This is a genomic window from Paenibacillus sp. H1-7, from assembly GCF_022354825.1.
Classification (GTDB): domain Bacteria; phylum Bacillota; class Bacilli; order Paenibacillales; family NBRC-103111; genus Paenibacillus_S.
In genome coordinates, this window is the sequence record NZ_CP031168.1 from 2258659 (window position 1) to 2284425 (window position 25767).

General features: G+C 51.4%; 18 protein-coding genes and 1 pseudogene. 17 read left to right on the plus strand and 2 right to left on the minus strand.

What is annotated here, in order from left to right; all coding sequences use genetic code 11:
- Positions 1–206: 206 nt before the first annotated feature.
- The 12 genes from DVH26_RS10285 (at position 207) to dgoD (ending at position 19699) form a co-directional block, all read left to right on the plus strand.
- A complete protein-coding gene (locus tag DVH26_RS10285) occupies positions 207–1757 on the plus strand; it encodes an extracellular solute-binding protein (RefSeq protein ID WP_239633597.1) in 1551 nt (516 codons plus the stop codon).
- A gap of 118 nt (positions 1758–1875) precedes the next feature.
- On the plus strand, positions 1876–2808 hold the full coding sequence (locus tag DVH26_RS10290) for an ABC transporter permease (protein WP_379454368.1): 933 nt from the start codon (positions 1876–1878) through the stop codon (positions 2806–2808).
- A gap of 23 nt (positions 2809–2831) precedes the next feature.
- Positions 2832–3692, plus strand: coding sequence for a carbohydrate ABC transporter permease (locus tag DVH26_RS10295; protein WP_239633599.1), 861 nt, complete (start codon positions 2832–2834; stop codon positions 3690–3692).
- A gap of 71 nt (positions 3693–3763) precedes the next feature.
- Positions 3764–6121: a helix-turn-helix domain-containing protein gene (locus DVH26_RS10300; protein ID WP_239633600.1), complete on the plus strand. Its 2358-nt coding sequence runs from the start codon at positions 3764–3766 to the stop codon at positions 6119–6121.
- Positions 6122–6240: 119 nt separating this feature from the next.
- Complete coding sequence (locus tag DVH26_RS10305) at positions 6241–9534, plus strand: glycosyl hydrolase (protein WP_239633601.1); 3294 nt, start codon at positions 6241–6243, stop codon at positions 9532–9534.
- Between the two features lie 11 nt (positions 9535–9545).
- A complete protein-coding gene (locus DVH26_RS10310; RefSeq protein WP_239633602.1) occupies positions 9546–10628 on the plus strand; it encodes a mandelate racemase/muconate lactonizing enzyme family protein in 1083 nt (360 codons plus the stop codon).
- A 943-nt stretch (positions 10629–11571) separates the two neighbouring features.
- Positions 11572–13104, plus strand: coding sequence for an extracellular solute-binding protein (locus tag DVH26_RS10315; protein WP_239633603.1), 1533 nt, complete (start codon positions 11572–11574; stop codon positions 13102–13104).
- 18 nt (positions 13105–13122) lie between these two features.
- Positions 13123–14217, plus strand: coding sequence for a mandelate racemase/muconate lactonizing enzyme family protein (locus DVH26_RS10320; RefSeq protein ID WP_239633604.1), 1095 nt, complete (start codon positions 13123–13125; stop codon positions 14215–14217).
- A 61-nt stretch (positions 14218–14278) separates the two neighbouring features.
- A complete protein-coding gene (locus DVH26_RS10325) occupies positions 14279–16603 on the plus strand; it encodes a helix-turn-helix domain-containing protein (RefSeq protein WP_239633605.1) in 2325 nt (774 codons plus the stop codon).
- Positions 16604–16660: 57 nt separating this feature from the next.
- Positions 16661–17629, plus strand: a complete 969-nt coding sequence (locus DVH26_RS10330; protein ID WP_239633606.1) for an ABC transporter permease — start codon at positions 16661–16663, stop codon at positions 17627–17629.
- Positions 17630–17647: 18 nt separating this feature from the next.
- Positions 17648–18526: a carbohydrate ABC transporter permease gene (locus DVH26_RS10335; RefSeq protein WP_239633607.1), complete on the plus strand. Its 879-nt coding sequence runs from the start codon at positions 17648–17650 to the stop codon at positions 18524–18526.
- Between the two features lie 45 nt (positions 18527–18571).
- Positions 18572–19699: a galactonate dehydratase gene (gene dgoD / locus DVH26_RS10340; RefSeq protein WP_239633608.1), complete on the plus strand. Its 1128-nt coding sequence runs from the start codon at positions 18572–18574 to the stop codon at positions 19697–19699.
- Between the two features lie 700 nt (positions 19700–20399).
- Here the strand turns inward: dgoD and DVH26_RS10345 are convergent.
- Positions 20400–20588: a chitobiase/beta-hexosaminidase C-terminal domain-containing protein gene (locus tag DVH26_RS10345; protein WP_239633609.1), complete on the minus strand. Its 189-nt coding sequence runs from the start codon at positions 20586–20588 to the stop codon at positions 20400–20402.
- A 137-nt stretch (positions 20589–20725) separates the two neighbouring features.
- Between DVH26_RS10345 and DVH26_RS10350 the strand changes: the two genes are divergently transcribed.
- Together DVH26_RS10350 and DVH26_RS37255 are read left to right on the plus strand one after the other, a co-directional pair.
- Entirely contained in the window at positions 20726–20947 is a 222-nt protein-coding gene (locus tag DVH26_RS10350) for a hypothetical protein (protein ID WP_239633610.1), read from the plus strand.
- A 775-nt stretch (positions 20948–21722) separates the two neighbouring features.
- Positions 21723–22033 (plus strand): annotated as a pseudogene (locus DVH26_RS37255) (IS256 family transposase); the annotation flags it as partial.
- Positions 22034–22216: 183 nt separating this feature from the next.
- On the opposite strand, the gene DVH26_RS10355 reads toward DVH26_RS37255, so the two are convergent.
- Complete coding sequence (locus DVH26_RS10355; protein ID WP_239633611.1) at positions 22217–23098, minus strand: AraC family transcriptional regulator; 882 nt, start codon at positions 23096–23098, stop codon at positions 22217–22219.
- A gap of 125 nt (positions 23099–23223) precedes the next feature.
- Here DVH26_RS10355 and DVH26_RS10360 point away from each other — a divergent pair, with 125 nt between their 5' ends.
- The 3 genes from DVH26_RS10360 (at position 23224) to DVH26_RS10370 (ending at position 25722) form a co-directional block, all read left to right on the plus strand.
- Entirely contained in the window at positions 23224–24225 is a 1002-nt protein-coding gene (locus DVH26_RS10360; RefSeq protein ID WP_239633612.1) for a glycoside hydrolase family 130 protein, read from the plus strand.
- 180 nt (positions 24226–24405) lie between these two features.
- Positions 24406–25356, plus strand: coding sequence for a DUF1861 family protein (locus DVH26_RS10365; RefSeq protein ID WP_239633613.1), 951 nt, complete (start codon positions 24406–24408; stop codon positions 25354–25356).
- A gap of 9 nt (positions 25357–25365) precedes the next feature.
- Positions 25366–25722, plus strand: coding sequence for a hypothetical protein (locus DVH26_RS10370; RefSeq protein WP_239633614.1), 357 nt, complete (start codon positions 25366–25368; stop codon positions 25720–25722).
- Positions 25723–25767: the final 45 nt, after the last annotated feature.

A 25767-nucleotide genomic window follows, 5' to 3' on the forward strand; every position in this document is an offset into this window, starting at 1 on the left:
TTGTATAGCGCATATTTCCACATCCTTTTGCAGAAAAATGACAAATGCAAAAATGTGCAAATTACCTTTATTGCGAAAATCACAAAAATATGGGCTTGTTGGAAAGGGCTCTCTCCGTTAAAGTTCAGGACATCGAAGCGATATTTTCACACCATCCATTCAAGCTTCTGCACAATGCCAATACGAAATGAAACGGGAGGATCTGTATGCAAAGAAATTGGGGGAAGAAAAAAAGGTTGACGATCTCGACGATCGCTATGGCTTTAATGAGCATGGCCGCATTGTCCGGCTGTGGACAAAATCCGGCGCCGGCTGCATCCGGGAGTGACAGCAGCAGCGGCAGCAAGCCGACGGAAATCAGCATTATAAGCGCATTTACAAGCGCGAATCCGCCGGATCCTAACGGCGAAACTCAAAAAGCGATTGAGAAGGCAACGAATACAAAGCTAAATATTCAATGGGTTTCGGCGAATAACTATAAAGAGCGTTTGAACGTCAGCATGTCCTCCGGGGACATTCCTGATGTAGTGATGATCGACGACCCGTTCTCCACAATGTTCCGCTCTATGGCTCAGCAGGGGGCATTCTGGGACATCACTTCGCTGTACAGCAAATATCCGAATATCAGTAAGCAGATCCCGGCCGAGGCTTGGAAAGCGACAAAGATGCAGGACGGCAAAAACTATGGCGTTCCGCGGCCTCGCGGAGCCGAGGGCGCCCGCTTCTTCACACTGCGAAAGGATTGGCTGGATAAGCTGGGTATGCAGGTGCCGACGACGACCGACGAATTGTATAACGTAATGAAAGCCTTTAAGGAAAAAGATCCGGATGGCAACGGCAAGAACGACACCATCGGATTTGCCGGCAACGTAAATGCTGCGGATATGGGTACGCTCGGTATTGTCATCAACAGCTTCACCGGTGCGACGGGAAACTGGAAGGATCAAAACGGAAGCCTGGTTTATACCGATATGATGCCGGAGACGAGAAGCGCGTTGGAGTTTTTAAACAAAGCCTATAAGGAAGGCTTGATCCCTGCCGACTTTGCTTCGCTGAAACCGAGCCAGGTGGATGATTTGTACGCCTCCGGTAAAGCAGGCATGATCGCCGATAAAACTGGGAACATGCAGGAGATGATCAGTAAGCTCGGTAAGGTAGATCCTTCCGTTCACGATCACCAGGCGTTCTATCCGGTAACGTCCATCAATCAGTTTAATCCGAAGGGCCCAGGCTTCCTTGGTATGCTGGCTATTTCCAAGCAGGTGCCGGAGGAGAAGCTTAACAAAATTATGGAGATGATCGATAAATGGATGACTCCGGAAGTATTTGACCTGCAAACCTGGGGCATTGAAGGTACCCACTATACGGTCAAAAGCGGCAATAAAGAGCTGATTAAAGATAAGTACACCGCTTCGGGTATCGACAACTACAACCAGATTGTATATGTTGCTGACCCTTATGCGAACACGCTCCACCGTAACTTCCCGAAAGAAAGTATCGATCTGTACACCAAGCTTCAGGATGAGCGTGCCAAAACAAGCAAGGCTGATCCAAGTATCGGTCTTTATTCGGAGACGTTCCAATCCTATGGTCCCGAGCTTGCGAAACAGGCGCAGGATGTGAAAACGAAGGTCATTCTTGGCGTCAGCCCGATCACCGCGTGGGACGATTTCGTGAATCAATTGAAATCGAATCCGCAAATGACCAAAATTACGGCGGAAATCAATACATCTTACAAACAGCGTACAGGGAAATAACATCAGAAGAGGGGCCGGCTCCTTGAAGAAATTCGAAGGGGCTGGCTTCCCCGTCATTTACAGCATCTGAAGAAGGAGGTATAACAGCATGTCCAATTATGCCGCGTATTCCGGAAAGATGACCAAGGCGCACAAAAAAAGCAGCTTAACACATATCCGAAAAAGGCTGCTGCGCGACAAATATTTATACTGCCTGGCGATCCCCGGCTTTTTGTTTTTCTTGATCTTTAAATATATCCCGATCTGGGGCGTTGTCATCGCCTTCCAAAATTATTCTCCTATTGCCGGTATCCTTCACAGCCCATGGGTAGGCTTCGATCATTTTCAACGCTTTTTCTCGGACCCCCAATTCGGGCTGCTGTTTAGAAACACGATGATGATTAACCTGCTCAGCCTTGTGTTCTTCTTCCCGCTGCCGATCGTACTGGCACTGCTGATGAACGAGCTGCGCAGCGAGATTTACAAACGGATCGTCCAATCGATCGTTTACCTGCCCCATTTTCTGTCATGGGTTATTATAGCGGGCCTGACCTTTATGCTGCTGTCCGTTTCCAGGGGCTTCGTGAATGAATCGCTGGCGGTGTTTGGCATGGAGAAAATCCAGTTTCTGAACGATCCCAAGCTGTTCTGGATCATCCTGACCGTGCAATCGATCTGGAAAGAATCTGGCTGGGGCACGATCTTGTTCCTGGCGGCGATTGCGGGAACCGATCCCCAGCTTTATGAAGCAGCCCGGATGGACGGAGCGGGCCGTTTTCGCCAAATGTGGCATATTACCCTGCCTGCGATCCGCAACGTCATCTTTATTCTGCTGATCCTCCGGTTGGGTCATATGATGGACGTCGGCTTCGAGCAGGTGTTCCTGATGTATAACGGAGCGGTTTCGAATGTAGCGGAAGTGTTCGATACTTATGTATACCGGCTTGGTGTACAACAGGGGCAGTTCAGCTTCAGCACGGCGGTCGGACTGTTCAAGTCGGTTATTGGTCTGATGCTGGTCATAGGTGCGAATCGTCTTGCCAAGCGGTTTGGCGAGGAAGGAATATATTAAGAGAGAAGGAGAGGGAGAAAGCTATGGAGCACAGCCGCAGGAACCGAATATTCCATGGAGTTAATGTACTTGTTCTGGGTATTGTCGCTTTGGTGACTGTTTTTCCAATTTATTATGTGTTTGTCATTTCATTTACAGAAACAAGTGAGTATTTATCGAAGACGATCGTACTTTTTCCAGAGCATTGGTCTTTGGAGTCTTACCGGTATTTGTTAAGCAATCCGTCCATGATTCGCTCGGTAGGCGTCAGCGCCTTCTTGGCAGTCGTCGGCACCTTATGCAGTCTGGTTGTGACTGCGTCCTTGGCTTATGCTTTGTCCAGAAAGCGGCTGCTCGGAAGACGGGTAGCGCTCATGCTTATTTTATTTACGATTTTATTCAGTCCGGGCATCATCCCGAATTATATGCTGGTACGCAGTCTGGGGCTGATTGATAATATTTGGTCTTTGATATTGCCGGTGCTGTCGAGCGGTTGGTATGTGGTACTGATGAAAGGTTTTTTTGAAAATATTCCGGAAAGCCTTGACGAAGCGGCCGCAATTGACGGCTGCAACGAAGTGACGGCCTGGTTCCGTATCGTGCTGCCTCTGTCGATGCCGGCGATCGCCGCTTTTGGGCTTTTTTACGCGGTAGAGTATTGGAATTCGTACTTCTCGGCTTTGCTGTACATGAACGACTATCAGAAGTGGCCGATCCAGGTGCTTCTGCAAAATATGCTCGCCGAAAATCCTTTGGCGGAAGCGGACCCGCTGCTTCAGCCGCCGCCGGCCGAAATGCTGAAGATGGCTGCGGTTGTCATAGCAACAATCCCGATTCTGTGCGTCTATCCCTTTTTGCAAAAGCACTTTGCCAAAGGGGTTATGGTCGGCTCCGTCAAAGGGTGATTCGTTTCGGTGGAAGGACACACTGTACCTGATCCCGAATGTTATAAAGAGAAATTGGGAGGAGGGTGCTTGTGCTTTCAGATAACCGCAGCGTAACGAACGCACCTAACGAAACCCCTATGCAGAAAAAAGGACGTTTTTTCCGGCGGAGCTTGATTATGGTCATTATCATTGCCAGCCTGCCGGGGCTTTTTATCGGTACGGGCATCTACTTTGTCGGCAGCGAGCAGATTGCCAACGAAACGAACAGACTTCATCAGCAGCAGGTCGAGCAGACACAGAAAAGCATCGACGACCAATTGTTCGGACTGGAATCGTCGCTGTCCCATTGGGCCTTCGATCCGCAGTTCGACGATAAGCTGAAAAAGCTTGATTTTGTTTACGGTTACAGTCAGGTGCATGATATTTTCAAAACCTTGCTGGTCATGAAGCAGTTGAACCCGCTGATCGACAAGGTTACCTTATATTTGAAAGATCCGTACCCTCTGCTTTTTACGGAGGAAGGGTATTATCCGCTGAATCCGACGCAACAGCCGAAATTCGATGCTCTAATTAAGCAGCCTTACCAGGCCATGTGGAGCAATTTCACAGGGGACGAGGAGGAACAAGAGCAGGCGGACCAATCGTCGAACCTGTCGTTGATTCATAAAATACCCGGTGGGAGTCCTCGCCCATTCGGTGTGTTTCTGGTCACGGTCAATGCGGCCAAGCTGAAAGAAGCCGTCACGATTTTGACCCCGCATAATGAGGGAACTTCCTTCCTGATCCAAGGCAGCGGCCAGTGGATTGCGCCATTCGGACAGGGGGGAGCGGGGCATGAGCTGGATGAGGCACTGCGCAAGCACGTGCTGCAGGACGGGGGAAATCAGGAGCACTTCATGTTCTCTTGGGGGAAGGAAAAATATTCGGTGTCCTCCGTGACCCTAAATCGGCTCGGCACCGACTGGATTTATGTATCGGCTACGCCGCTTACCGCACTGACGGGCCCGCTCGTCTTCATTTCCAGGGTTATCATCGGCTTCAGCTGCTTCGGCATTCTTCTCGCCGTCGTGCTGTCCTGGTTTGCCTCCCGCCGTCTGTATCAGCCGGTTGAACGGCTTGTTCAGCTGCTGGGCGGCAGGAACGATTCCGCCCATCTGGAAGCGGGGGATGAATTTGAAATGATCGAAACGGTATGGAACCGGGTCACGCGGGAAAGCCAGACGCTGCAGACCCGCCTGGAAAGTCAGCTGCCCCAAGTCCGCCAAGGCTTTCTGATGCAGCTGTCGCAAGGATATCTGTACTATTTGTCCGAAGCGGATTTGCAAGAGCAGATGGCCAATCTGGGCTGGGAGGTCAGGGATCATCAGTTCACAATGATCTTTATGCAGCTGCTTGGTTTTTCCAGCCTGGAGGGGCGATTCTCCGAAGGAGACGAGGTGCTGGTGACGTTCGCCGCGGCGAACATTGTTCAGGAGCTCGCTTCCGGCGCATTCGAACAGGCGGATTCGATTAATTTCCAGAACCTTACGATCGGTCTTTTGATCGGCACGCCTGCCTCAGAGCCGCCCGAGCGGACCCGGGAACGTATTCATGCGCTGCTCCAGGATATGACGTACCGGCTGAATCTGCTTCTACACCTGCGGGTGGCGATAGGGCTGGGCCAGCCAGTAGCTCAGATCAAGGAAATTCCGGCTATGATGGAGGAAACGAGACAAGTGCTGCGGTTCCGCGACCTGCAGGAGCATAACCAGATTCTCGATCTGGACGAATGGGTTTCGGAAAGCGAGAAAAGCTCCGAATATCCGTTTCACCTTGAGAAGGAAGTGCTTCACGGAATCCGAATGGGGCAAGAGGAGGAAACGACGGCAGCTCTCTCCCGCTTTCTACATGAGCTGCGGATGAATGCCGGCAAGGAGTTATGGGTGCAACAGGGCATGCTGCATCTGCTCGCTTCCGTGCTCAGGGCCATTATGCAGATGGGCACGAGCCTGTACAGCCTGTATGAGGGCGTGAATCTATACGATCAATTGTGTCAGATCAAGGAGCCGGAGGAGATTGAAAAATGGTTTCTGGCCCGTGTTATTCACCCTTTCCTGCGTGAAACGAGGCGCAAGCAGGACATTTACTTACAGCAAGCCGTGGATCGGATTGTCACGGTCATTCACGAGAAATACATGGAAGAGCTTTCTCTTGAATCGATCGCCGAGGCGGAGCATATGAGCTCGTATGTTTTAAGCAGAATGTTTAAGCAGCTTGTCGGTATTAATTTTATCGATTACTTAACGGAAATCAGGCTGGCGAAAGCGAAGGAGCTGCTGCGCAGCACGGATATGAAGCTAAACGAGGTTGCTGAGCGGGTTGGGTATCAGCACAGCTACTTTAGCCGGATTTTCAAGAAAAATGTAGGCATGACGCCGAGCAAGTACAGGGATAACGCGAAGGAATAAGTCTTTTTCATTGTGCGGAAAGAGCTGTCGTACCGGCGGCAAGACCGGGAGTTCGGGTTCGGCGGTCAAAACCCGCAGCGCCGGGAAAAGCAACAATAATGGATAGAAGGTGAAGCAGGGTGATCAGCAACGATCGTTTTCAGTTCCCACCAGCCGAATTCCGAGTTCATCCCTTCTGGTTCTGGAACGGTGAGATGGAAGAAGAGGAGATTGCAAGGCAGATCGGCGAAATGAAGGACAAGGGCGTCGGCGGGATTTTTATTTGCGCGAGACAGGGGATGGATTTGCCCTATCTATCGCGGCTGTGGTTCGATCGGGTGAAATTTGCCGTGAAAACCGCTCAGCAGGCCGGCTTGAACGCATGGCTGTACGACGAGTATCCGTATCCTAGCGGCATGGCAGGCGGCGAGGTTACGCTGGAGCATCCCGAGGCGAAGCAGCGGATGCTGTCCAGAACGGTCCAGGCTTTTCAAGGCGGGGAGGATGCGGACATGGATCTGCCTTGGGGCCGCGTACTGTGGGCCAAGGCGGTTCCGTACACGTCTGACGGCGTGAAGGACTGGGAGCAGGCGGTAGATGTAACGCCTTGGATCGGCAGCTTCCAGGATGAGACTGTGTTTCAGCAAACGGGATCGACTAATTACAGCCGGAAGCGCTATTTTACTTACCACACCGTCAAAAGATTGAGGTACGAGCTGCCCGCAAGCGCCGTGCAATGGGAAGTTATCGTCATAACGGAGCAGGAAGTGGACGATTTTAAATATTTCGGCACCTTTGTCGATCCGCTGCATCCGGAGGCCGTGGATACGTTTATGCAGATGACCCATGAGCGGTACGCCGAGGAAATGGGGGAATACTTCGGGGGAACGATTAAAGGGATGTTTACCGATGAAGTAGGCCTCCGGGCCGGCAAGCTTCCATGGTCCCCGCAGATCGTCCCCTTCTTCCAGGAACGCTGCGGCTATAATCTGCTGGATAAGCTTCATATGCTTTACGAGAATGCTGGCGAAGAGACGGCCCGGGTACGTTACGACTTATTTCAGTGCATTCATTTGATGCTAAGAGAGCGTTTTCACAAAAAAGTGGCGGACTGGTGCGACAAGTACTGCATGGAATATGTCGCTGAGGTGCCAAGCGTGCGCATGACGACGCAGCTGCACAGCCATATTCCCGGAGGAGATAGCGCTCATGAGAAATTGGGGCGCACCCTGCCGGAGATTATGAAGCGCTATGCGCACAGCTTGCGTCATAACCCCAAAATGGGCAGTTCGCTGTCGAGACAGCTGGGGAAGCAGCGCGCGCTGATCGAATGCTTTCACAGCATCGGCTGGTCGATGACGCTGCAGGATGCTCGCTGGATGATCGACTGGATGGCGGTTCTCGGCACCAACATGTTTAACTTTCATGCGTTCTTCTACTCTATTGACGGACTTCGCAAGCATGACGCGGCGCCTTCCCAGTTCGAGCAGAACCCGTATTGGGAGCATTTCGCCCTGTTGGGCGACTATATCGGCCGATTGAGCTGGCTGATGAGCGAAGGCGCGGCCAAGATCGATATTGCCGTCTTGGACCCGACGACTTCTCTCTGGACGCATATGGGCAACCCGTTCCATCAATTCGGCTTTGCCGGAGTCGGCGAGCGGGAGAAGAAGACGCTGGAGCAGCTGAAGTCCAGCTGGATCGAGATTCAGACCGCGCTGCTGACGAACCAGCGGGATTACGACACGCTGGACCCGGAAATGCTGATGGAAGCCTCGGTGGAGGAAGGCATGCTGAAGCTTGGCGCCGCTCAATACCGGGTGCTGATTATCCCGCCGGTATCGAACCTGGAGGCGGCCGCTTGGGCGAAACTTCGCTCGTTTATGCAGGCGGGAGGTACCGTTATTTCCGTCGGTTCGCTTCCGTACGAGACAATCGAACAGGAAGCTGATACGGTCACGGATATGGCGGACTGGTTTCTCGGCGGCAGTGGAAACGGAGCCTCTGACGGTGCCGGCGTGCATCAGGCTGGAGAAACATCCGCTTGGCGGCAGGGCAAGCATGGGGCGTATTTCGTTCCATATGCTGACGGTGCCGAAGGAGCTCCGGCCATTGGGACGCTGCTTGCACTGTTAGACCGGACGCTCGCTCGCACAGTCGAGCTCTATTCAGAGGATGGCCTGACGGATACACTGCTAATGCAGCACAGACGGATCGACGATCAAAGCGATGTCGTATTTATCGCCAACCACGGGAGGGCGGAGAAGCAGGTGCAGGTCTATTTGGATGCAGCCTATTTCGGCTCCGACATCCAGCTGGTTTACCGGGACCTAGAGACCGGCGGCCAAGCTCCGCTTCAGGCGGAAAGGGTGGAGGAAGGAAAAGCGGTCTTCAAGCTGACATTTGCACCGTACCAATCCCATCTGGTGGAGATTGCAAGTAAGGATGCCCTGCCTGTGGTATTGCCCGTGTCATCCACCGCTAGAGAACAGACGGCGCCTCTCTCGATCGAGGTCCATACCGACACTGCGTGGGATCTGGAATTAACAGAGCCGAACCTGCTGAGGATCGGCAGGTTTCAGCTTGCAGTAGATGAGCAGGATGTGGGGCTGGAACAGGGATGGCCGCAGAATCAGGTAGTGACCACCGATCAGAAATGGTATGAGGTCGACGCGAAAACATGGATCAGCCAAACAGCCGACCATGCCAGGGAGTGGAAACATCCGCTTACGTACCGAACCCACTGGTTCGGTACGCCGTTCAAGCTGAACATCGAATACCCGGTCGTATGCTGGTATAAGGCAGTATTCGAAGTCGAACAGCTTCCTGAGGCAGCCGAACTGACGATGGATCAAGAAGCGATACTGGGAGAACACAGCCTGTTCGTTAACGGCACGTTATGGGACGGAGGCTTCGTGCCACTTGTGCAAGGCTTGAATACGCTGATGGTTCGCGTCGTCATCCGGCATGCTTACGAAGGCGTAGTTGACCCGATTTATTTGCGCGGTACATTCGGCGTCCGCTTCAAGGCTGGCGGTCGGCCGGTCATTACCGACGCACCGGTGCAGGGGAATCCGAACCATGCTGTCATCGAAGGCTGCCCGTTTTATTCGGGCACGGCCCTCTTCAGGCAGCAGTCTGTTGCTCTGACTGCTGATCCTGCTGCGGCGGAAGCTTTTGAGCTGACGCTGTCCGGCTTAAGCCCGCACTTCCACGATTGTGCGGAGGTTCGAGTGAACGGTCATTCGCTCGGTGTTCGCGCCTGGACCCCGTATCGCTGGTCGGGCCGTACGGAATGGCTCCGTCCCGACGGCAATACCATCGAATTAAGGGTGAATAATGCGTTGAGTCTGCGGCTCGACGGCACTTATTTTGATTATGAGGCCCATCAGATCAAGGAAACCTCGTCATATGTTTACGACTTAAATTCATAGGGGGAACTGAAATGAGAGTAACGGATATCATCTGCTATTTTGCCCAGGGGCTATTTTATATCAAAGTGGAGACGGACGAAGGGGTCAACGGCTTCGGTGAATGCAGTCCGATGCAGGTGGACGCGATCGTACCGATTATCCGGACGGTCATTAAGCCGCAGGTGATCGGACAAAGCGTGTTCGATATCGAGAAAATCGAGGAGCAGGTGATGCGGAAAAATTACAAAATTTCCGGTCAGCTGCTGGCGATGGCCTTCAGTGGAGTGGAAATTGCACTCTGGGACGCCAAAGCGAAATTTCTGAAGCAGCCCTTGTACAATCTACTGGGCGGGCTATATAGGGATCAGATTCCGCTCTACGGCTCCAGCATGAGCCGGGATCTGGAGCCGGAAGAGGAGGCTGCCAAGCTACTGGAGGGCATCAGCCAGTTCCAATTCAAGGCAGTCAAAATCAAAGTAGGGCCGCGTTACGGTTCCGGGCTGCCTGTCAATCTGGACAAGGATACGCTCAAGGTCCGTACCGTACGTGAAGCGATCGGACCCGATTGCAAGCTGATGGTCGACGGCAACAGCTCCTATACGTACATCCAAGCGGTTCAGTTGTATGAGAAAATTAGCCAATATAACCTGCATCATTACGAGGAGCCGTGCCCGTATTATGACATTGATGCTTATATCAAGCTAGCCCAAACTCTGCCGGTGCCAATCCATGTGGGTGAACAGGACTGGAACCTGTTTACGTTCCGCGATTTTATCGCCAAGGGAGCCTGCCATCTGTACGCCGCCGATCCGATCAAATGCGGCGGAATTTCGCAGGCCAAACGGGCAGCGGTCCTTTGCCGCGCCTTCGGCATTCATTACGTGCCTCATAATACGACCCGCGGCGTTGGGTTTGCGGCGGCGCTGCATCTGGCAGCGAGCACGCCGGAATGCAACAGCTATTATGAGTACTCCATCGAGAAGAACCCGTTAAGGGAACAGCTTGCGCCTAAGGAATTCATAGTAGAAAACGGCTTTATCCGTGTGCCGGAAGGGCATGGGCTTGGTATTCAGCCGGATGAAGAGAAGATGAACCGCTTATTGACCAGGGTATAATCCCATCGTGGGACGGGTCCAAATCACTAACGACGAATGATACGTTACAGCCCTCCCGCTTCTAGACAAGAAGTTTGGAGGGCTTGGCTTCGTTAAAATACGGCGGAACACACTCGTGAGATTATGGTGCTTAAATCTAGCCCAGAGACGGCTTCCAGTATAAACCGGCAGCATTATCAGGCTAACGGAGAGAACAAGGAGTTTTTGATGAAATCTAGAATACCATCATGGATGTTATACATAAGGGGTGCTACATTGAAAGAGGATTTAATTCAATCGCAGTTTCAACTCACCCAAAGAATTCAGCAAAATCATATAAACCAATACGCCTGTATTTTGGATTCGCGTTATAAACTAGGTAAGCAGCATCTATGTACACCATTAACACCTATACCCGAAGATACGGTGTGTCTCCATCGTGGAGGACGTCATGTTTTCCTCCTGATTTCGACGGCATCACCATCCATTAAATTATATTTTATTACCTTGATCTGTTCGATTTTGCCCAAAATAACAGTGTTTGCAGTACCATCCCATTCAAGTGGTTAGTTTAAATATCTGATCTTAACCAAATAGACCCAAGTAAACTGGACATTTGAGTTTCAAGAAGGCATACCGAAAACGACGGACTTAATACAACTGCATCAGAATGATTTGACCTAATGGGGAGAATTCAAATGATGACAAGAGTACATAGGCCATTCTGGAGCTGTGATGTGTAGCCTCAGAAGGACACTTTTTGCACTTTGCTAGCTAACGGAAGGCGATGTGAGGCCTTATTACACCTGAGCCGAGGTCCGAGCAAAGGACATTTTTTAACTGCCGAACGGCAAGTCAATAAATGTCTGTTTCTATCGAGGGGAATCCCTTTTATCATCAAATGTAAGCGGTTTAATTGTGCTTGCCGCCAAATTCAAACTTGATCATTTGAAGGGAGAAGAAGATGCAGGTGACGTGGAAAAAGCGAATGACCGCTCTGATGTCTCTGGGTTTGACCGTCTCTATGCTGGCAGCATGCTCCGATGGCGGAAGTGCGCCGGCGGCGACTAGCGGCAATCCGTCATCCGGCAAAGACGAGCCGCTCAAGCTTACGATGGCTTGGGGGCTGTATAACGAGCTGCCGGATATGAACAACGCTTTCTGGATGGAGCTCAAGAAAAGACTGAATGTGGAATTGGACATTCAATGGATTCCGAGTGCGAATTACCAGCAGAAGCTGGAGCTGATGCTGGCAACGGGCGATATCCCGGAGATTGTGATGGGCGTGGGCTACAATGTCCCTACCTTTTACAAAGCGATTGAGAACGGCATGTTCTGGGATCTGACCCCGTTCCTGGGCGACTTCAGCAAATACCCGAATTTGAAAAAAAATAAGGAAACCGGAGTATTCGACTACAATTGGGTCAACGGGAAAATTTACACGCTGCCGCGGATGCGGTCGCAGGTGCATTCGAGCCTTTTGATGCGCAAGGATTGGCTCGATAAGCTCGGAATCCCTATGCCGACGACGCTAGATGAGTACAAATCGGCCCTGCAGGCGATCGTCAAAGCCAATCCGACCGGACAAAACCCGATCGGACTAACCACGCATAGCGTGCTGAATGGCGCCAAAGACGTCTTTATGCCCGCCTTCGGCGTCTATGACCTGACACACGATAAAGACGGAGGACTGATCCGCGATGTGCTAACACCACAGTATGCCGATATGATCGAATGGTTCCGCGGCTTGTACGCGGATGGGCTGATGCCCAAGGAGTTCTCGACGATGAAGGAGCCGCAGTCTCTCGATTTAATCAGCTCGGGCAAAGCGGCTTCAATCGGGTATGTGGTCCGGGCGGATTGGCAATATACCGAATCGAACCGCAAGCTGGACCCGAACGCTTACGTCAGATCCGCCGTATTGAAGGGGCCGAAGGGATACGCGATCAATCTGCGCTCCAACTTTGCTCCGGGCATGTTTATTTCCAGCAAGGTTCCGGAGGAGAAGGTGAGACGGATTCTCGATTTATATGAGTCCACCGCGACAGCCGATTTCTTGAAGTTCGGGGAATACGGGATTGAAGGAGTCCATTACAATATGGTGGACGGATATCCGAAGATGACCGATCTGGGAAGCAAGGAAATGGTCATTTCCAGCTATGACCCATGGGTACTGACCTATGACAGCGGTTTCAAAATTAGGAATGTCAATGCGCCGCCTGAATTTAACAAAGAAACGGAAGCGATGGTGAAGGATTGGACGGAGAAGGGCAAGCTGAATCCGTTCAGCTATCTCCTGTCGGATAGTTTCAGCGATATATGGCCGAAATACCAGGACGAATACGATACGAAAACGGTGCAGGCCATCATCGGTAAAATTTCCATGAACGAGTTCCGGGCTTATCAGGAGCAGCTGCGAAATTTACCCGAAATGAAAAAGGCGTTCCAGGAATTCGCTAAATCGGAGAAGGAATTTGCTGCAAATAAAGGCAAGTAAACGGGGAGGATGAATCATATGGCTAAAATAACAAGCATTGAAACCTTTGCGACACCATCCGTCGGCATCGTTCGGGTGCGTACGGAGGATGGGCTGGAGGGATACGGGCAGGTCGCGTCCTACCATTCCGATCTGTCGGCCCAAGTGCTGCACCGGCAGATTGCGCCTTACGCGCTGGGTGCCGATTCGGACGATATTGCAGGTTTGGCCGAGCGGATCGTAACCGGCGAGCACAAGTTCCCGGGCTCGTACATATGCCGCGCCGTAGGAGGAATAGATACGGCGCTGTGGGATCTCCGCGGCAAGCGGGAGGGCAAGAGCGTATGCGAGCTTCTAGGCGGCAAGCCGCGCAAGCTGGCGGTCTACGGCTCGAGCATGAGTAGGAATATTAAGCCGGAGGAGGAAGGCGAGCGGCTCAAGCGGCTGCAGGATACGCAAGGCTTCGGCGCGTTCAAAATCCGGATTGCCGACAACTTCGGCAACGATGTCGATCGCTGGCCGGGGCGTACGGAAGCGATCGTGCCGGCCGTTCGGCGCGCGATTGGCGATGACGCCGTGCTGCTGGTGGACGCCAACAGCGGCTATACGCCGAAGCGTGCCATCGAAGTTGGCCGCATGCTGGAGCAGTACCATGTAGGGCACTTTGAAGAGCCGTGCCCGTATCCCGAATTGGAATGGACGGCGGAGGTGGCTGCTGCGCTGACAATGCCGGTATCCGGCGGCGAGCAGGATTGCGACTTGGCCCAGTTCCGTCGGATGATCCGGATGCAGGCAGTGGATATCGTCCAGCCGGATATATGCTATATCGGCGGCATCAGCAGGGCATTGGCTGTTGCCAAGATGGCCGAGGAGGCGGGCCTGCCTTGTACGCCGCATGCGGCGAACCATTCGCTCGTTACACTGTTCACGATGCATCTGCTGGGCGCCATCCCTAACGGAGGCCCTTTCATGGAATACAGCATTGAGGAAACCAAATGGCTGGACGGGTTGTATATGAACAATCCGTTTCAAGTGACGGACGGGCATGTGACGATCCCAGAAGAGCCTGGATGGGGAGTTACGATACGCCCTGAATGGCTGGAGAAAGCTGAATATAGGATTAGCTCCCTCTAGGGGGCTAGCGCGTCAGGAAGGATTATAAAAGCCAAACCTCACCAAGTCTGGAGGGTTCCTAGTGGCAATATGGTTGCGAGAGCGATGGTCGGGCATGATCTCGGGTTGGTCCGATCTGCGGGGTCGTTTTTTTTACCGTCTCATCTGGCTGGGGTTAATTTCGGCTTGCATTCCTATCATATTGGCGGGGACGCTATATTATCAGATTGCGGTCAAGGAAGCCTACCAGAAGGCCGAAGAAGAAAGCCGCGTTTCGCTGAAATTTGTCCAGGACCGGATGGAGTCCTTATTGGCCGGCATCGAATTGGAATCCTATCATCTGGCATTGGATCCCTCCATCGTCCAATATCTGAGCGAGCCGGCGGACGACCATGAATTTCTGAGCAACAAACAGATGCTCGCCGCCCTAGAGCGGAAAAAAAACGCCAACGATTTCATCGGGGAGATCGTATTATACCGGCACGGCGATACCATGCTGAACTCGGTATATTACGGACAGATCCCGCTCGCCAACTATCCTTTCATGAAGGACATCGACTTCGCCTTGAACACGGAGGCGCAGTGGCAGTATTTGCCGCAGGCTGAGCACAGCGGCTACCTGAGCCTGGTACGCAGGCTGCCGCTCATGAGCAACAGCAAAAACATGGATCGGCTGATCTTTCACATCCGTGTCGATCTGCTGAAGAGTCAAATGAATGACAGCTACTTCTATTTTCCCGGGAAATCACTGCTGGTGATGGATGCGACCGGCCGGGCCTTGTTCCATTCTCAAGGGCCTAATAAGCCCGATACCGGAGGCATGGGCACGGCGAACCTGCAGCGGATTGTGGAAGAGCACAAGCCGGCGAATGTGTTTCTGTCGCAGGACGAAGACGGGCGAGAGAAGCTCTATTCCTATCAGAAAACGCCGTCGGGTCGGATCTACATCTCCTTGATTCCCAAGGAGGAGCTGTACAAGCAGCTCGGCTGGATTCGCTGGATGACGGTCTGCACCGTTCTGCTCTTTCTCCTCGTTGCCGTACTGTTAACGGTCTTCAACTCCATGCGGGTATACAGTCCGATTCAGCAATTACTGAATCATGGCAGAGATTTAAGTCTCGGTTCCGTTCAGCATCCCCGCAATGAAATCAGCTATATCAAGGAATGCCTGAACTATTTGAACCGAGAGACGAAGTCACTATCCACCTATTTACGGAAAATGGAGCCTGATTTGCGGGAGCGCTTTTTCCACAAGCTGTTGGAAAAAGGGTATGTGGATCAGGACCACCTGTTGAAGGAATGCTCTGCGCTGGCCATTTCGGTGACCGGTCCTTATGTTGTACTGGCCGTAGAGCAGGAAAACATCCATAAGGAGAAACGGTTTCTTCCCGAGGACAATGCCATCATCGGATTTGCCATGACGAATGTGATGACAGAGCTGCTCGAGGAGTATCCATCCTTAAGCGGTTACACGCTGAATACCAATAGACGCAGCGGGGTTGCCATCGTCAGCTCCAGGGATATGTCGTCTCTCGCCGGTGAGGCCAAGGAATATGCGGCAGCCGTGTGTCATGCCTTGAACCGCTTTCTGAAATTCAAGGTTTCCATTGGCATGGGGAGTGTGTGCGCTCATATTTCCGATGTCGAGTTATCTTACCGGGAGGCGAGAGCGGCGCTCGAATACCGGCTGCTCGACGATACCCGTCCGGTGCTATATATCGAGGAGTTAGAAAACGCGGAGCGGAAAATTCCGTCCTTTTACCCCCACCAGGAGGTGGAGGCGATTGTCGCAGCGCTGGTCAACCATGACGCGGGAGCGGCCAAGTCGGCCTTGAGGTCCTTTTCCCAGGCTGCACGCCTGTCCCAGTCCCACCTGATCACATATCAATCCTATTACCTTCTTCTGGCTTCCGTCATTCATGTGGTGGAGAGCCGGGGAGGCAGCATCTTTCACGTACTGGAAAACAACCTATTCGATCAGCTAAGAGAAAGAAAGACCGCGACGGAAATATGCGACTGGTTCACGGAGGTCTGTTTCCCGCTACTGGATCGCATCATCGCCGAGAACGATCCGAGCCAGCTGGTCAAAGGAAAGTCCGACATCATGCACGTGTGCCAGTACATCCGGGAAAATGTCCAGTCCGACATTTCGCTCACGCAATGCTCCGAGATGCTGTCCATGACCCCGGCTTACGTCAGCCGGTTATTTAAAAAAATCATGGGGTTTACGTTTGTGGAATACGTCGTTACCTGCAAAATCGAGGAAGCCAAACGAATGCTTCTGGAAACGGATCTTACGCTTCATGAAATTGCGGCGTATATCGGCTATACGGAGCGCAACCTGAGCCGTATTTTTCAACGCTACATTCAATTGACACCCGGCCAGTTCCGTGCCAAATACCGCTAAAGCATTCGCCTGCATACTGTATTCACTCCCGGCTTCCGGAAAGGAGATCTCTTCTACATGAAATACCCGACTGAAGTTTCTTCTGCTTCGGCTTTGTCCGGTCGCGTTAGCCGCAATGCCTCTAACCGGCTGTGGAAGCGAATCGTGAAAGGAAAATATATTTATTTGCTGGCTATGCCAGGATTTCTATTCCTGTTGCTCTTTAAATTCGTGCCCATGTGGGGCCTGCTGCTCGCATTTCAGGATTACAGCCCGTTTAAGGGGATTATGGGCAGCCAGTGGGTCGGCTTGAAGCATTTTGCCGATTTAATGGGCGATGCGAATTTTTACCGCATGCTTCGCAACACGTTGCTGATTAACTTGTTTGGGCTCGTGTTTTATTTTCCGCTACCCATTGTCCTTGCCTTGATGGTGAATGAGGTGCGGCATGAGCTGTTTAAAAAGATCAATCAATCGCTGGTGTATATGCCGCATTTTTTATCGTGGGTCATCATTGCCAGTATGACCTTTTTCATCCTGTCCACCGATATCGGGATTGTCAACAAGCTGCTGAATACATTCGGTTTGGCACCGATTCCGTTCTTGACGCAGTCCAGCTTTTTCTGGGGGCTGATCACGGGGCAGACGATCTGGAAGGAAGCGGGCTGGGGCACGATTATTTTTCTTGCCGCGATAGCCGGCGTGGACCCGCAGCGTTATGAGGCTGCCGTGGTGGACGGCTCTTCGCGGTTCCGCCAGATATGGCATATTACGCTGCCCGCGATTCGTCCGACGATTGTCGTGCTGCTGATTCTGCGGCTCGGGCATATGGCCGATGTCGGCTTTGAACAGATTCTGTTGATGATGAATCCGCTGGTCCGGGAAGTGGGCGAGGTGTTCGATACGTACGCCTATACGCAGGGGATTTTGCGGGGACAGTTTAGCATCGGGGTCACCGTCGGTTTATTTAAGGGAGTGGTGGGCCTGGTTTTTGTCGTAACGGCCAATTATATCGTCAAGAAATTGGGCTATGAAGGCATTTACTAAGCAAAGAGGGGAATAAGCATGAGCTTCGTGCATAAGAAAGGTTTGACCCTGTTTGATTATGTCAACTATTCGCTTCTCGGCATCATATCCATTCTGAGTATTTTCCCGTTTATTTACGTCTTCAGCGTATCGCTGACAGACCCGGATACTTACATTCCATTTAAATTTTATTTGTTTCCGCAGGATTTCTCGCTGGCGTCCTATAAGTACATTTTATCGACCAACAGCTTTTTAAATTCGCTGAAAAGCACGGTCTTCGTCACTGCTGTCGGCACGGCGCTCAATCTAGTGTTTACGTTCACGCTGGCGTACGCTTTGACCAAAAAGCATGTGGTCGGCCGAAATTTCATGCTTGGATGCGTTATTTTTACGTTATTGTTTAACGCCGGGATTGTCCCCAACTATTTGCTGGTGAAGGAAATGGGGCTGCTCAACTCCTATTGGGCGCTGATCTTGACCAGCCTGACGAACGCCTGGACGCTGATCGTGGTCAAAAGCTTCATGGACGCGCTGCCCGATGAGCTGGAGGATGCGGCCAGAATCGACGGCTGCAACGACCTGTCGGTATTTCTGCGTGTCGTGCTGCCCTTATCGATGCCCGCGATTGCCACATTCACGTTGTTTTTTGCCGTATCCCATTGGAATACGTATTTCAATGCGCTGATTTACTTGACCGACGCGAAGAAGTGGACGCTCCAGGTGCTGGTCAAAACGCTCGTCATCGACTCGGAATCGTCCGGCATTGCGGTGGCCGGCTCGGCGGAGGATAAGATGATTCCGCAGGAAACGATCCGGATGGCAGCCGTCGTCGTCGCGATGCTGCCGATTCTCATCGTGTACCCGTTTTTGCAAAAATATTTCGCCAAGGGCGTCATGCTCGGTTCCATTAAGGGCTAGGCGAAGCGGCCTTGCCATTCATTTTTGTTCAGGAGGCGCAATTGTATGAAAATTACTAATGTGACTTGTTTTCGAGCCAATGGCGTATTTGTCAAAATCGAAACGGATGAAGGCATTACCGGCTACGGCGAAGGGTCCAGCTTTACTCCGCTGGCTGTGATCGGCATGGTGGAGGAACTGAAACCGTATATTCTCGGCGAGGACCCGCAACGGATCGAATATTTGTGGCAGGCCTGCTTCCGCCGTCTGTTCGCGCGGGGCGGCCCGGTGACCGGCTCGGCAATTGCAGCGATCGACATGGCCTTGTGGGATATTAAGGGCAAAGCGCTTAACGTGCCGGTCTATCAGCTGCTTGGTGGGCTGGCCCGTGAGAAAGTGAGGCTCTACGGGCATGTGACCGGTCATTCTGCGGAGGAGATTGCCGCAAATGCCAAGAAGTTGGCGTCAAAGGGTGTCACCGCGATCCGCTACCGCGGTTTTCACGACACAGACGATATCGACCTGCACGACCATAAGCGTGCGGTCCGGCAACAGATCGAATATACGGAAGCGATCCGCGCTGCGGTCGGCGACGATGTCGATCTCATTCTGGAATGTCACGGCCGCTACGATCCCGACTTTGCGGTCATGCTGGCGGAAGGTGTCGCCAAATTCAAGCCGCTGTATATTGAAGACCCCATCCGCCACGAGAACCCGCAGGCGTTGAACCGGTACCGGCAGCATACGAACATACCGTTGGCCACCGGCGAACGCGGACATAACAAATACGATTTCCGCGAGCTGGTGGTAGACGGCCATGTCGATTATTTGCGCCCTGACGTCTGCTGGTGCGGCGGCATCACGGAGATCAAGAAGATCGCCGCATTCGCTGAGGTGTACAATATCAATGTCGTGCCGCACAACAACTGGGGGCCGCTCGGCACCTCGGCCAGCGTCCATATTTCACTGGCCATTCCGAATATTACGTTGATGGAGGGCTTTTGGGCCGATCCCGCCAAACCGTCGGATATCGTCTCCCCTTGGCCGCAAATCGTGGACGGCTACGCTTACCCGCCGGTCGGACCCGGACTCGGCATCGAATTTAATGAAGAAATCGCCGCATCCTATCCGCAGAAGCCGACAAGGGTGCTACCGAAGTTAAACGGGATCGATGGTTCAGTGCGGGATTGGTAGGGAGCAACTTAACGCAAATGTTGGTCAGATGCTAGCAGTATATGTAATCCATAAGAAAGAACAACAAACCATACCATATAAGAAGGAAGCTAGCTAGCTAGCTTCCTTCTTTGGCATCTCTACTTGTCTAAGTTCAACAGCCGTGTCTGCTGGGTCAATTCTTAGAGGTTGTGGAGAAGAATAAGAAATTAAATAATGCTATTCAACTTATGTCTGAACGTTATAAAGCTGCTGATATACCAGAGCTAGCATCATCATAACCATAACTGGCTGCCAAGCATTTAATTACGTAAAACGTTAATTTGACGAATTGAAATATGCGTTTTTAGTGTTGACGTACTGCATGTGATTACCAAAAAACCAACTCCAAAGGTTAGGGCATGGGAGTTATCCCTTAACTTCGCTAATCGGTCTGGCTGCAAATTGCCGAGAGCCAGACCGACTAGGTAGAAGGGTAGGCTAAGCTGCACATATTCCGTCGTCTGAAATTCGCTCGCTACAACAAACAGCGTAAGTAAAATCGATGGTAAGCGGCCCCATCATCGCTAGCGATGCCATGGTCAGAGGCTCTCCCAGCAGACTGTCGGATGAACAAGAACTAATCCAAGAATAGTCGAAATCAGCTTCCGCCGGTAGGTGGGGGCTATTTGACGTTCACGTCAGGATAAACAACGCCAGCTCGCTTCCTGCCTCTCCACCTCTACTCCACGTTGAACACAGCCATCGCTTCTGGGCTTTCCTTGTAACCGATACGGATCGCCTTGGTTCGGAGAGCTGTTCTGCCCGGCTCCAGCCTCATGGGACCGGTGTACAACCTCCACCGCGGGTTGTCTCCTGCTTCCATCGTATAAGCAATGGACGCTCCTTGGGTGGCACAGTACAGCTGCACGGACAGCAGCGCATGACAAGAACCTTATATCATTCCTGACAAAAGGGTACAAGATAGTTCAATAATGATTCAATGCAGCCTGGTTGTATGTTCTGCTGCTTTTCAAAGCTCGATAAGCTACCGAGAAGGATACTTCGATGATGTATCGAATTACGATAAGTTTGCCGTATATGAGGTGTAATTATGGTCAAATATACTTGCCCATGTTGTGGGTACAAAGCTTTTACGAGGAAGAATATCGCGGTAAGCGCACGTATTTCATTAAAGAAGAGGATTTAGAGCAATACATCAAGGAGAACCCGGATGCCGGTAAGACCGAGACGATATACGACAAGCAGAGTGGGCTGTTCTTATTTTAGCCTTTCGGTAAAGACAGTTTACTGGCCCGCATCGTCGAGTTCAAGAGAGTGAATATCCGTAAAATTGGTGCCAGGCTTAAAACAAACGATGATCAGGTTTGACGTATGAGGAAGCCCTGAAGAACGGTGGACCCCACTCCAATCTATAACGGAACGGAAGCCGGTGGATGGTTATGGTTATGCCCGTTTTGAATTCCCGACGCCATAGTCACTGGATTCCGTAATCTTCAATGTCATAGAAGAATTGTTTAAGCATGCAGGACCGGCGAATATGAGAATCACTCGTGAAGGAAGCATGCTTGCAGTCGAGGTAAGGAAGTCAGTCCTGTTAGGTGTCATGCCGGAAACTCATCCTGATCTCATAGATAAGACTGAAACTCTTTCTGAAATCGGGAGAGATTATCTCCAAATACGATGGAACGCTCATTGATACTGGTTTATCGGCAGTAACAATTTTTATACAAGAAAAAGCAAGCCATCATCCGACAGGCGGAAGCAGAAGACATGTCGCTCCAGGAATGGATCGAGGAACGACTTCTGTTTTCGGAAGGCATGGCTCCTTTCTTAGATTACTCTTTGCCGAACGCCTGAAAACAATTCGAGAATAAGAAAATCGCTTTTGTTTTCAGCTAGTCCAAAATGTAGAAGTGATTAGGAGAGTTTGATGAAAATAGCAGAAAGGGGAACTGTCAAATGGTACATCAGAATCAACGGTTAGAGAATATTTCGCCTGAACAGGCTGGTATTTCGTCGGAGGGGTATTATTGACTAACGGGGTGTCTACGTAGGCGGTCAAGAGAGCGCCATCGGCTGGCGTGATGCTCGAAAGACCTATATAGACGCGGTGCTCAGGAAGTGCTGTTGTGTGTATTTGGGCCTTCCGGGATTCGATGACGCTTTCCAATAGGTCGCGTTCAAGGTAAGACGGGGTTTATTGATGATCCGAAGACAATCTACAACGCGCTCGATCACGATCTTGCTAAGGCTGCTTTCGATACGATGGGTCAAGAAATACCGAAGGAAATTCAGTCTTGGGAGGAGTACTTGCCCACACTTTTGACCTTTTACAAGTATCCTGCACTCATAATCGATCCGGCCATCAGCGTAATCTACGCAGGAGACTGATATTGTATACATTGCTAACTCGAGCTTTAAATTCCATTTCGCTAAACACCGAGTTGTCGTTACTTGGGGAAATAAGAAGTCCAATCCTGCATCTTAACCCTCCAATCTTTTCCTGGATAATCGCCGGGGAGAAGGTTTATGGCATCAGCGTAGGCTTGTTATAGCATGCGTTTTACGGTAGTCACCCGGTGTCATGCCTTTCAACTCACGGAAAATCCGCGAAAATGACTTATACGAACCGAACCCGGTTTCAATCGCTATATCAACCCCCGCCATTCCGGTCGATGAAAGCAAGCTGCAAGCATGTCTAATGCGCACCTCGTGCAAAAAACGGACAAAACCAAGGCCGGTACTCCGCTTAATCTCTTCACTTAAATAGGAGCTGCTTAAGCCGAACTTCTCCGCTGTTGCCGACAGTGTAACCGGCTCCCTGTAACGGGCATGAATGTAATGAATAATGGGCCATACCGGTTTTTTATCGATTGTTCCGTTCGTTTGTACTGAGCTTGGAACACCTTGCCGGCGGAACCGGTCATACCGCGCAAGCGTTTCCAACAGCTTTAGCTTGAGCAGCATGTTTCTCCATAACCCGTTGCCCGCAAATTCGGCAAGCATATCCTCAAAAGCCGCCGATACAGCCGTGTACAGCTCGGGGCTTAAAAAAGCTTGAGGGGGCATCTCCTCCCCGACCAGCAGCTCCGTCAAACCCGGTCCGACCTCTGCTGATTGGTACAGCAAATCCATATCAAACATGCAGTTATACAACCGGAGCGGATTCGCCGATTCCACATAAATTTCATGTACCTGATAAGGCAGCAAAAAAGTAGCGGTCCCCGTAAGCAGAGGATGTTTAACACCGTTAATAACCTCGTAGCCCTCTCCGTCTATTACGAGAGAAAATTCCAAAAAGTCATGGCGGTGAGCAGGAAAATGCCTTACCACTTTGTTAACGGATACATGAAATGGAAAACCCGGGTGAATGTCCGGATAATCGGTTAAATGTTTGTTGGTTGGATATACGGTCATCTTGACGGATCGCTCCTTAACGAAAATATGAGATAGTCTAGCGAAAAACTGTCATACCTCCTCTTCGATTTTATTCTATGATAAGAGCATGCTGCAACCCAAATTGAAGAGGGGAGGAATAGCGAGTGTCTATTCCAATTATTGGACCGCTAAAGTCAAGCCCGGTTATTGCCCGTCATCCTGCAAATCCGGTATTAACCGCCCGTAATGTGCCTTATTCTCCGGCACTTGTATTTAATGCAGGCGTTACCAAATTCCAAGGTCGTTATGTTATGGTATTCCGCAACGATTACGGCGATCCGCAGAAGCAGACGCTGCTGCCTAGCTCCACGACCAATCTTGGTCTAGCCTACAGCAGCGACGGTATTCATTGGGAGGTACAGCCCGAACCTTGTTTTAGCCTGAATGATGATGAGATCATCCGCACCTATGATCCGCGCTTGACCGTTATGGATGGACGCTGCTATATGTGTTTTGCCGTCGATACGAATCACGGCGTTCGCGGAGGCATTGCCGTAACCGATGATTTCGAAAAGATTGAAGTACTCCATATGACAGCGCCTGACAACCGCAACATGGTGTTGTTTCCGGAAAAAATCGGCGGCAAGTACGTACGCTTGGAGCGGCCGTTCCCTGTGTACAGCCGGGGAGGCAAAGACCGTTTTGATATGTGGATATCAGACTCGCCAGATTTGAAATATTGGGGCAATACGGATTTGCTGCTTGCGGTTGAGCATGTGGCTTACGCTAACGACAAAATCGGCCCTGCCGCCCCGCCTGTCAAAACTGCTAAAGGTTGGCTGACTACGTTCCACACCGTTGATCTTGACCCAAGACGAGGAAAAAACGGCTGGGAGGATTCCTGGAAGAAACGGTATTGCGCCGGCATTATGCTTTTGGATTTGGAGAACCCCAAGAAGATCGTCGGCATGTACAAGGATCCGCTTATCGCACCCGAAGCCGTCTATGAAACCGAAGGCTTCCGGAATGATGTCATTTTCCCGGGCGGTATGATTCTAGAGGATGACGGCGAAGTCAAAATTTATTACGGCGCCGCCGATACTGTCGAGTGTCTGGTAACTGCCCAAGTCGACGACCTTGTCCGGTTGTGTTTGGAAGGCAAATAAAGGTCCCCCAAAACGCATCTATACCGCTAATGCAGTAACCAAGAATGGTTGAGAAGGGAATAACGGCTCATGAATCTGGCGTTGCCACTACCCGTCAGGAGACTCTCGGCCTTTAAGGACAACCGGTACAAGCAAGAGTTCGGGGCAGGATTCGAAATCAAAAGGAAGGGGTGAAGGAATTTGACCCTGCAGACGAAAAGAATTGAATTTGAAGCGACAAAAAAGATTTATGAAAGTGCGACCTTGGTATTTCATGGCGTGGAAGGTTTTGATGTCTACAACATTTCGATTCCGTTCATACGGGACGGGAAGCGCTATTTGTTCGGGCGGGTAGAACGTCGCGAAGAATGGGCCCGCTCTTGGGTCCGCCTGTTCGAGGAGACGGGACAGGATGAATGGACCGTGGTGGCAGACAGCATGATTTACACTCTGGAGGATCCTTATATCAGTGAGATCGGTGATGAGCTTGTCATGGGCGGGACTCATGTTCAATATCAGAGTGGAAGATACAGCACGTTTTTCGGCTATTTCTTCCGTGGCACCGACCTCCACAATTTGTACTACTTCACTACCGGACCTAACAAAATGAAGGATATTCGCCTTGTTCCCTTGTCGGATGGCAAGATCGGCGTTTTCTCACGCCCCCGCGGCGCGGAGACGCGAAGCAAATACGGGAGTGAATCCATGATCGGTTTCACGGTCTTTGACAGACTGGAAGAGTTGACTGCGGACGTCATCGAGAACGCACCGTACATTCACGGCATCTTCGGGGAAGGCGAATGGGGAGGCGTTAATCAGGCTTATCTGCTCGATAGTGGCAAAGTCGGCGTAATTGGCCACATTTGCTACCGGGATAAGGATGAGAACGGTGGGGAAGTGAAGGTGTACTTGAACATGGCCTTCGTCTTCGATCCAACCACCCGCGAGTCCGTGGACCTTCATTTGATTGGAAGTCGTCCCTGCTACCCGCCGGGACCCGCTAAGGCACCGCATTTGGTCGACTGCGTCTTTGCTTCGGGCATTGTGATGCGTACGGACGGAAAGGCCGATCTTTACAGCGGCATTGGCGATTGCCAGGCGGGGCGTATTACGATCGACTATCCGTTCGAAGGACATGGGCGTATTGTCTAGAGGAGGAAGATGGGTGGGAATGCTAATCCAGCAAAATGGCACATTGATAACCTGGGGATCGCCCTAGAGATCGGGATCACCGGGTTGGTTGGCGGTATAGTCTGCCTGGAGCGGGAGCGCGGCTACCATCATGCAGGATTCAGTATACGGCTTTTGTACTGCAACGGGAGGAACCATGGTTTCTTCCTGCCAGCAAGAAGACATCCTACATCGTCACGGTCGACCGTGACGGTGACTCCGGGATATCTGAACTATTTTCGGGATGAGGGAATTCGGGTGAAGTCGTTCAGGATGGTCATGCATGAGGAAGGAGCGGTGCACACTCACTTCGCATTGTCCGGTAAGGCGACTTGGCTTTGTTTTTAAGTGGACCGAATATTGTAACCTTTTGCAGAGGCATGGGAAACTTCG

Bases quoted from the DNA above. Each gene is read 5' to 3' on its own strand.
- DVH26_RS10285 (WP_239633597.1), top strand. From the start codon at position 207: ATGCAAAGAAATTGGGGGAAGAAAAAAAGGTTGACGATCTCGACGATC.
- DVH26_RS10290 (WP_379454368.1), top strand. From the start codon at position 1,876: ATGACCAAGGCGCACAAAAAAAGCAGCTTAACACATATCCGAAAAAGG.
- DVH26_RS10295 (WP_239633599.1), top strand. From the start codon at position 2,832: ATGGAGCACAGCCGCAGGAACCGAATATTCCATGGAGTTAATGTACTT.
- DVH26_RS10310 (WP_239633602.1), top strand. From the start codon at position 9,546: ATGAGAGTAACGGATATCATCTGCTATTTTGCCCAGGGGCTATTTTAT.
- DVH26_RS10315 (WP_239633603.1), top strand. From the start codon at position 11,572: ATGCAGGTGACGTGGAAAAAGCGAATGACCGCTCTGATGTCTCTGGGT.
- DVH26_RS10320 (WP_239633604.1), top strand. From the start codon at position 13,123: ATGGCTAAAATAACAAGCATTGAAACCTTTGCGACACCATCCGTCGGC.
- DVH26_RS10330 (WP_239633606.1), top strand. From the start codon at position 16,661: ATGAAATACCCGACTGAAGTTTCTTCTGCTTCGGCTTTGTCCGGTCGC.
- DVH26_RS10335 (WP_239633607.1), top strand. From the start codon at position 17,648: ATGAGCTTCGTGCATAAGAAAGGTTTGACCCTGTTTGATTATGTCAAC.
- dgoD (WP_239633608.1), top strand. From the start codon at position 18,572: ATGAAAATTACTAATGTGACTTGTTTTCGAGCCAATGGCGTATTTGTC.
- DVH26_RS10350 (WP_239633610.1), top strand. From the start codon at position 20,726: ATGATGTATCGAATTACGATAAGTTTGCCGTATATGAGGTGTAATTAT.
- DVH26_RS10355 (WP_239633611.1), bottom strand. From the start codon at position 23,098: ATGACCGTATATCCAACCAACAAACATTTAACCGATTATCCGGACATT.
- DVH26_RS10370 (WP_239633614.1), top strand. From the start codon at position 25,366: ATGGGTGGGAATGCTAATCCAGCAAAATGGCACATTGATAACCTGGGG.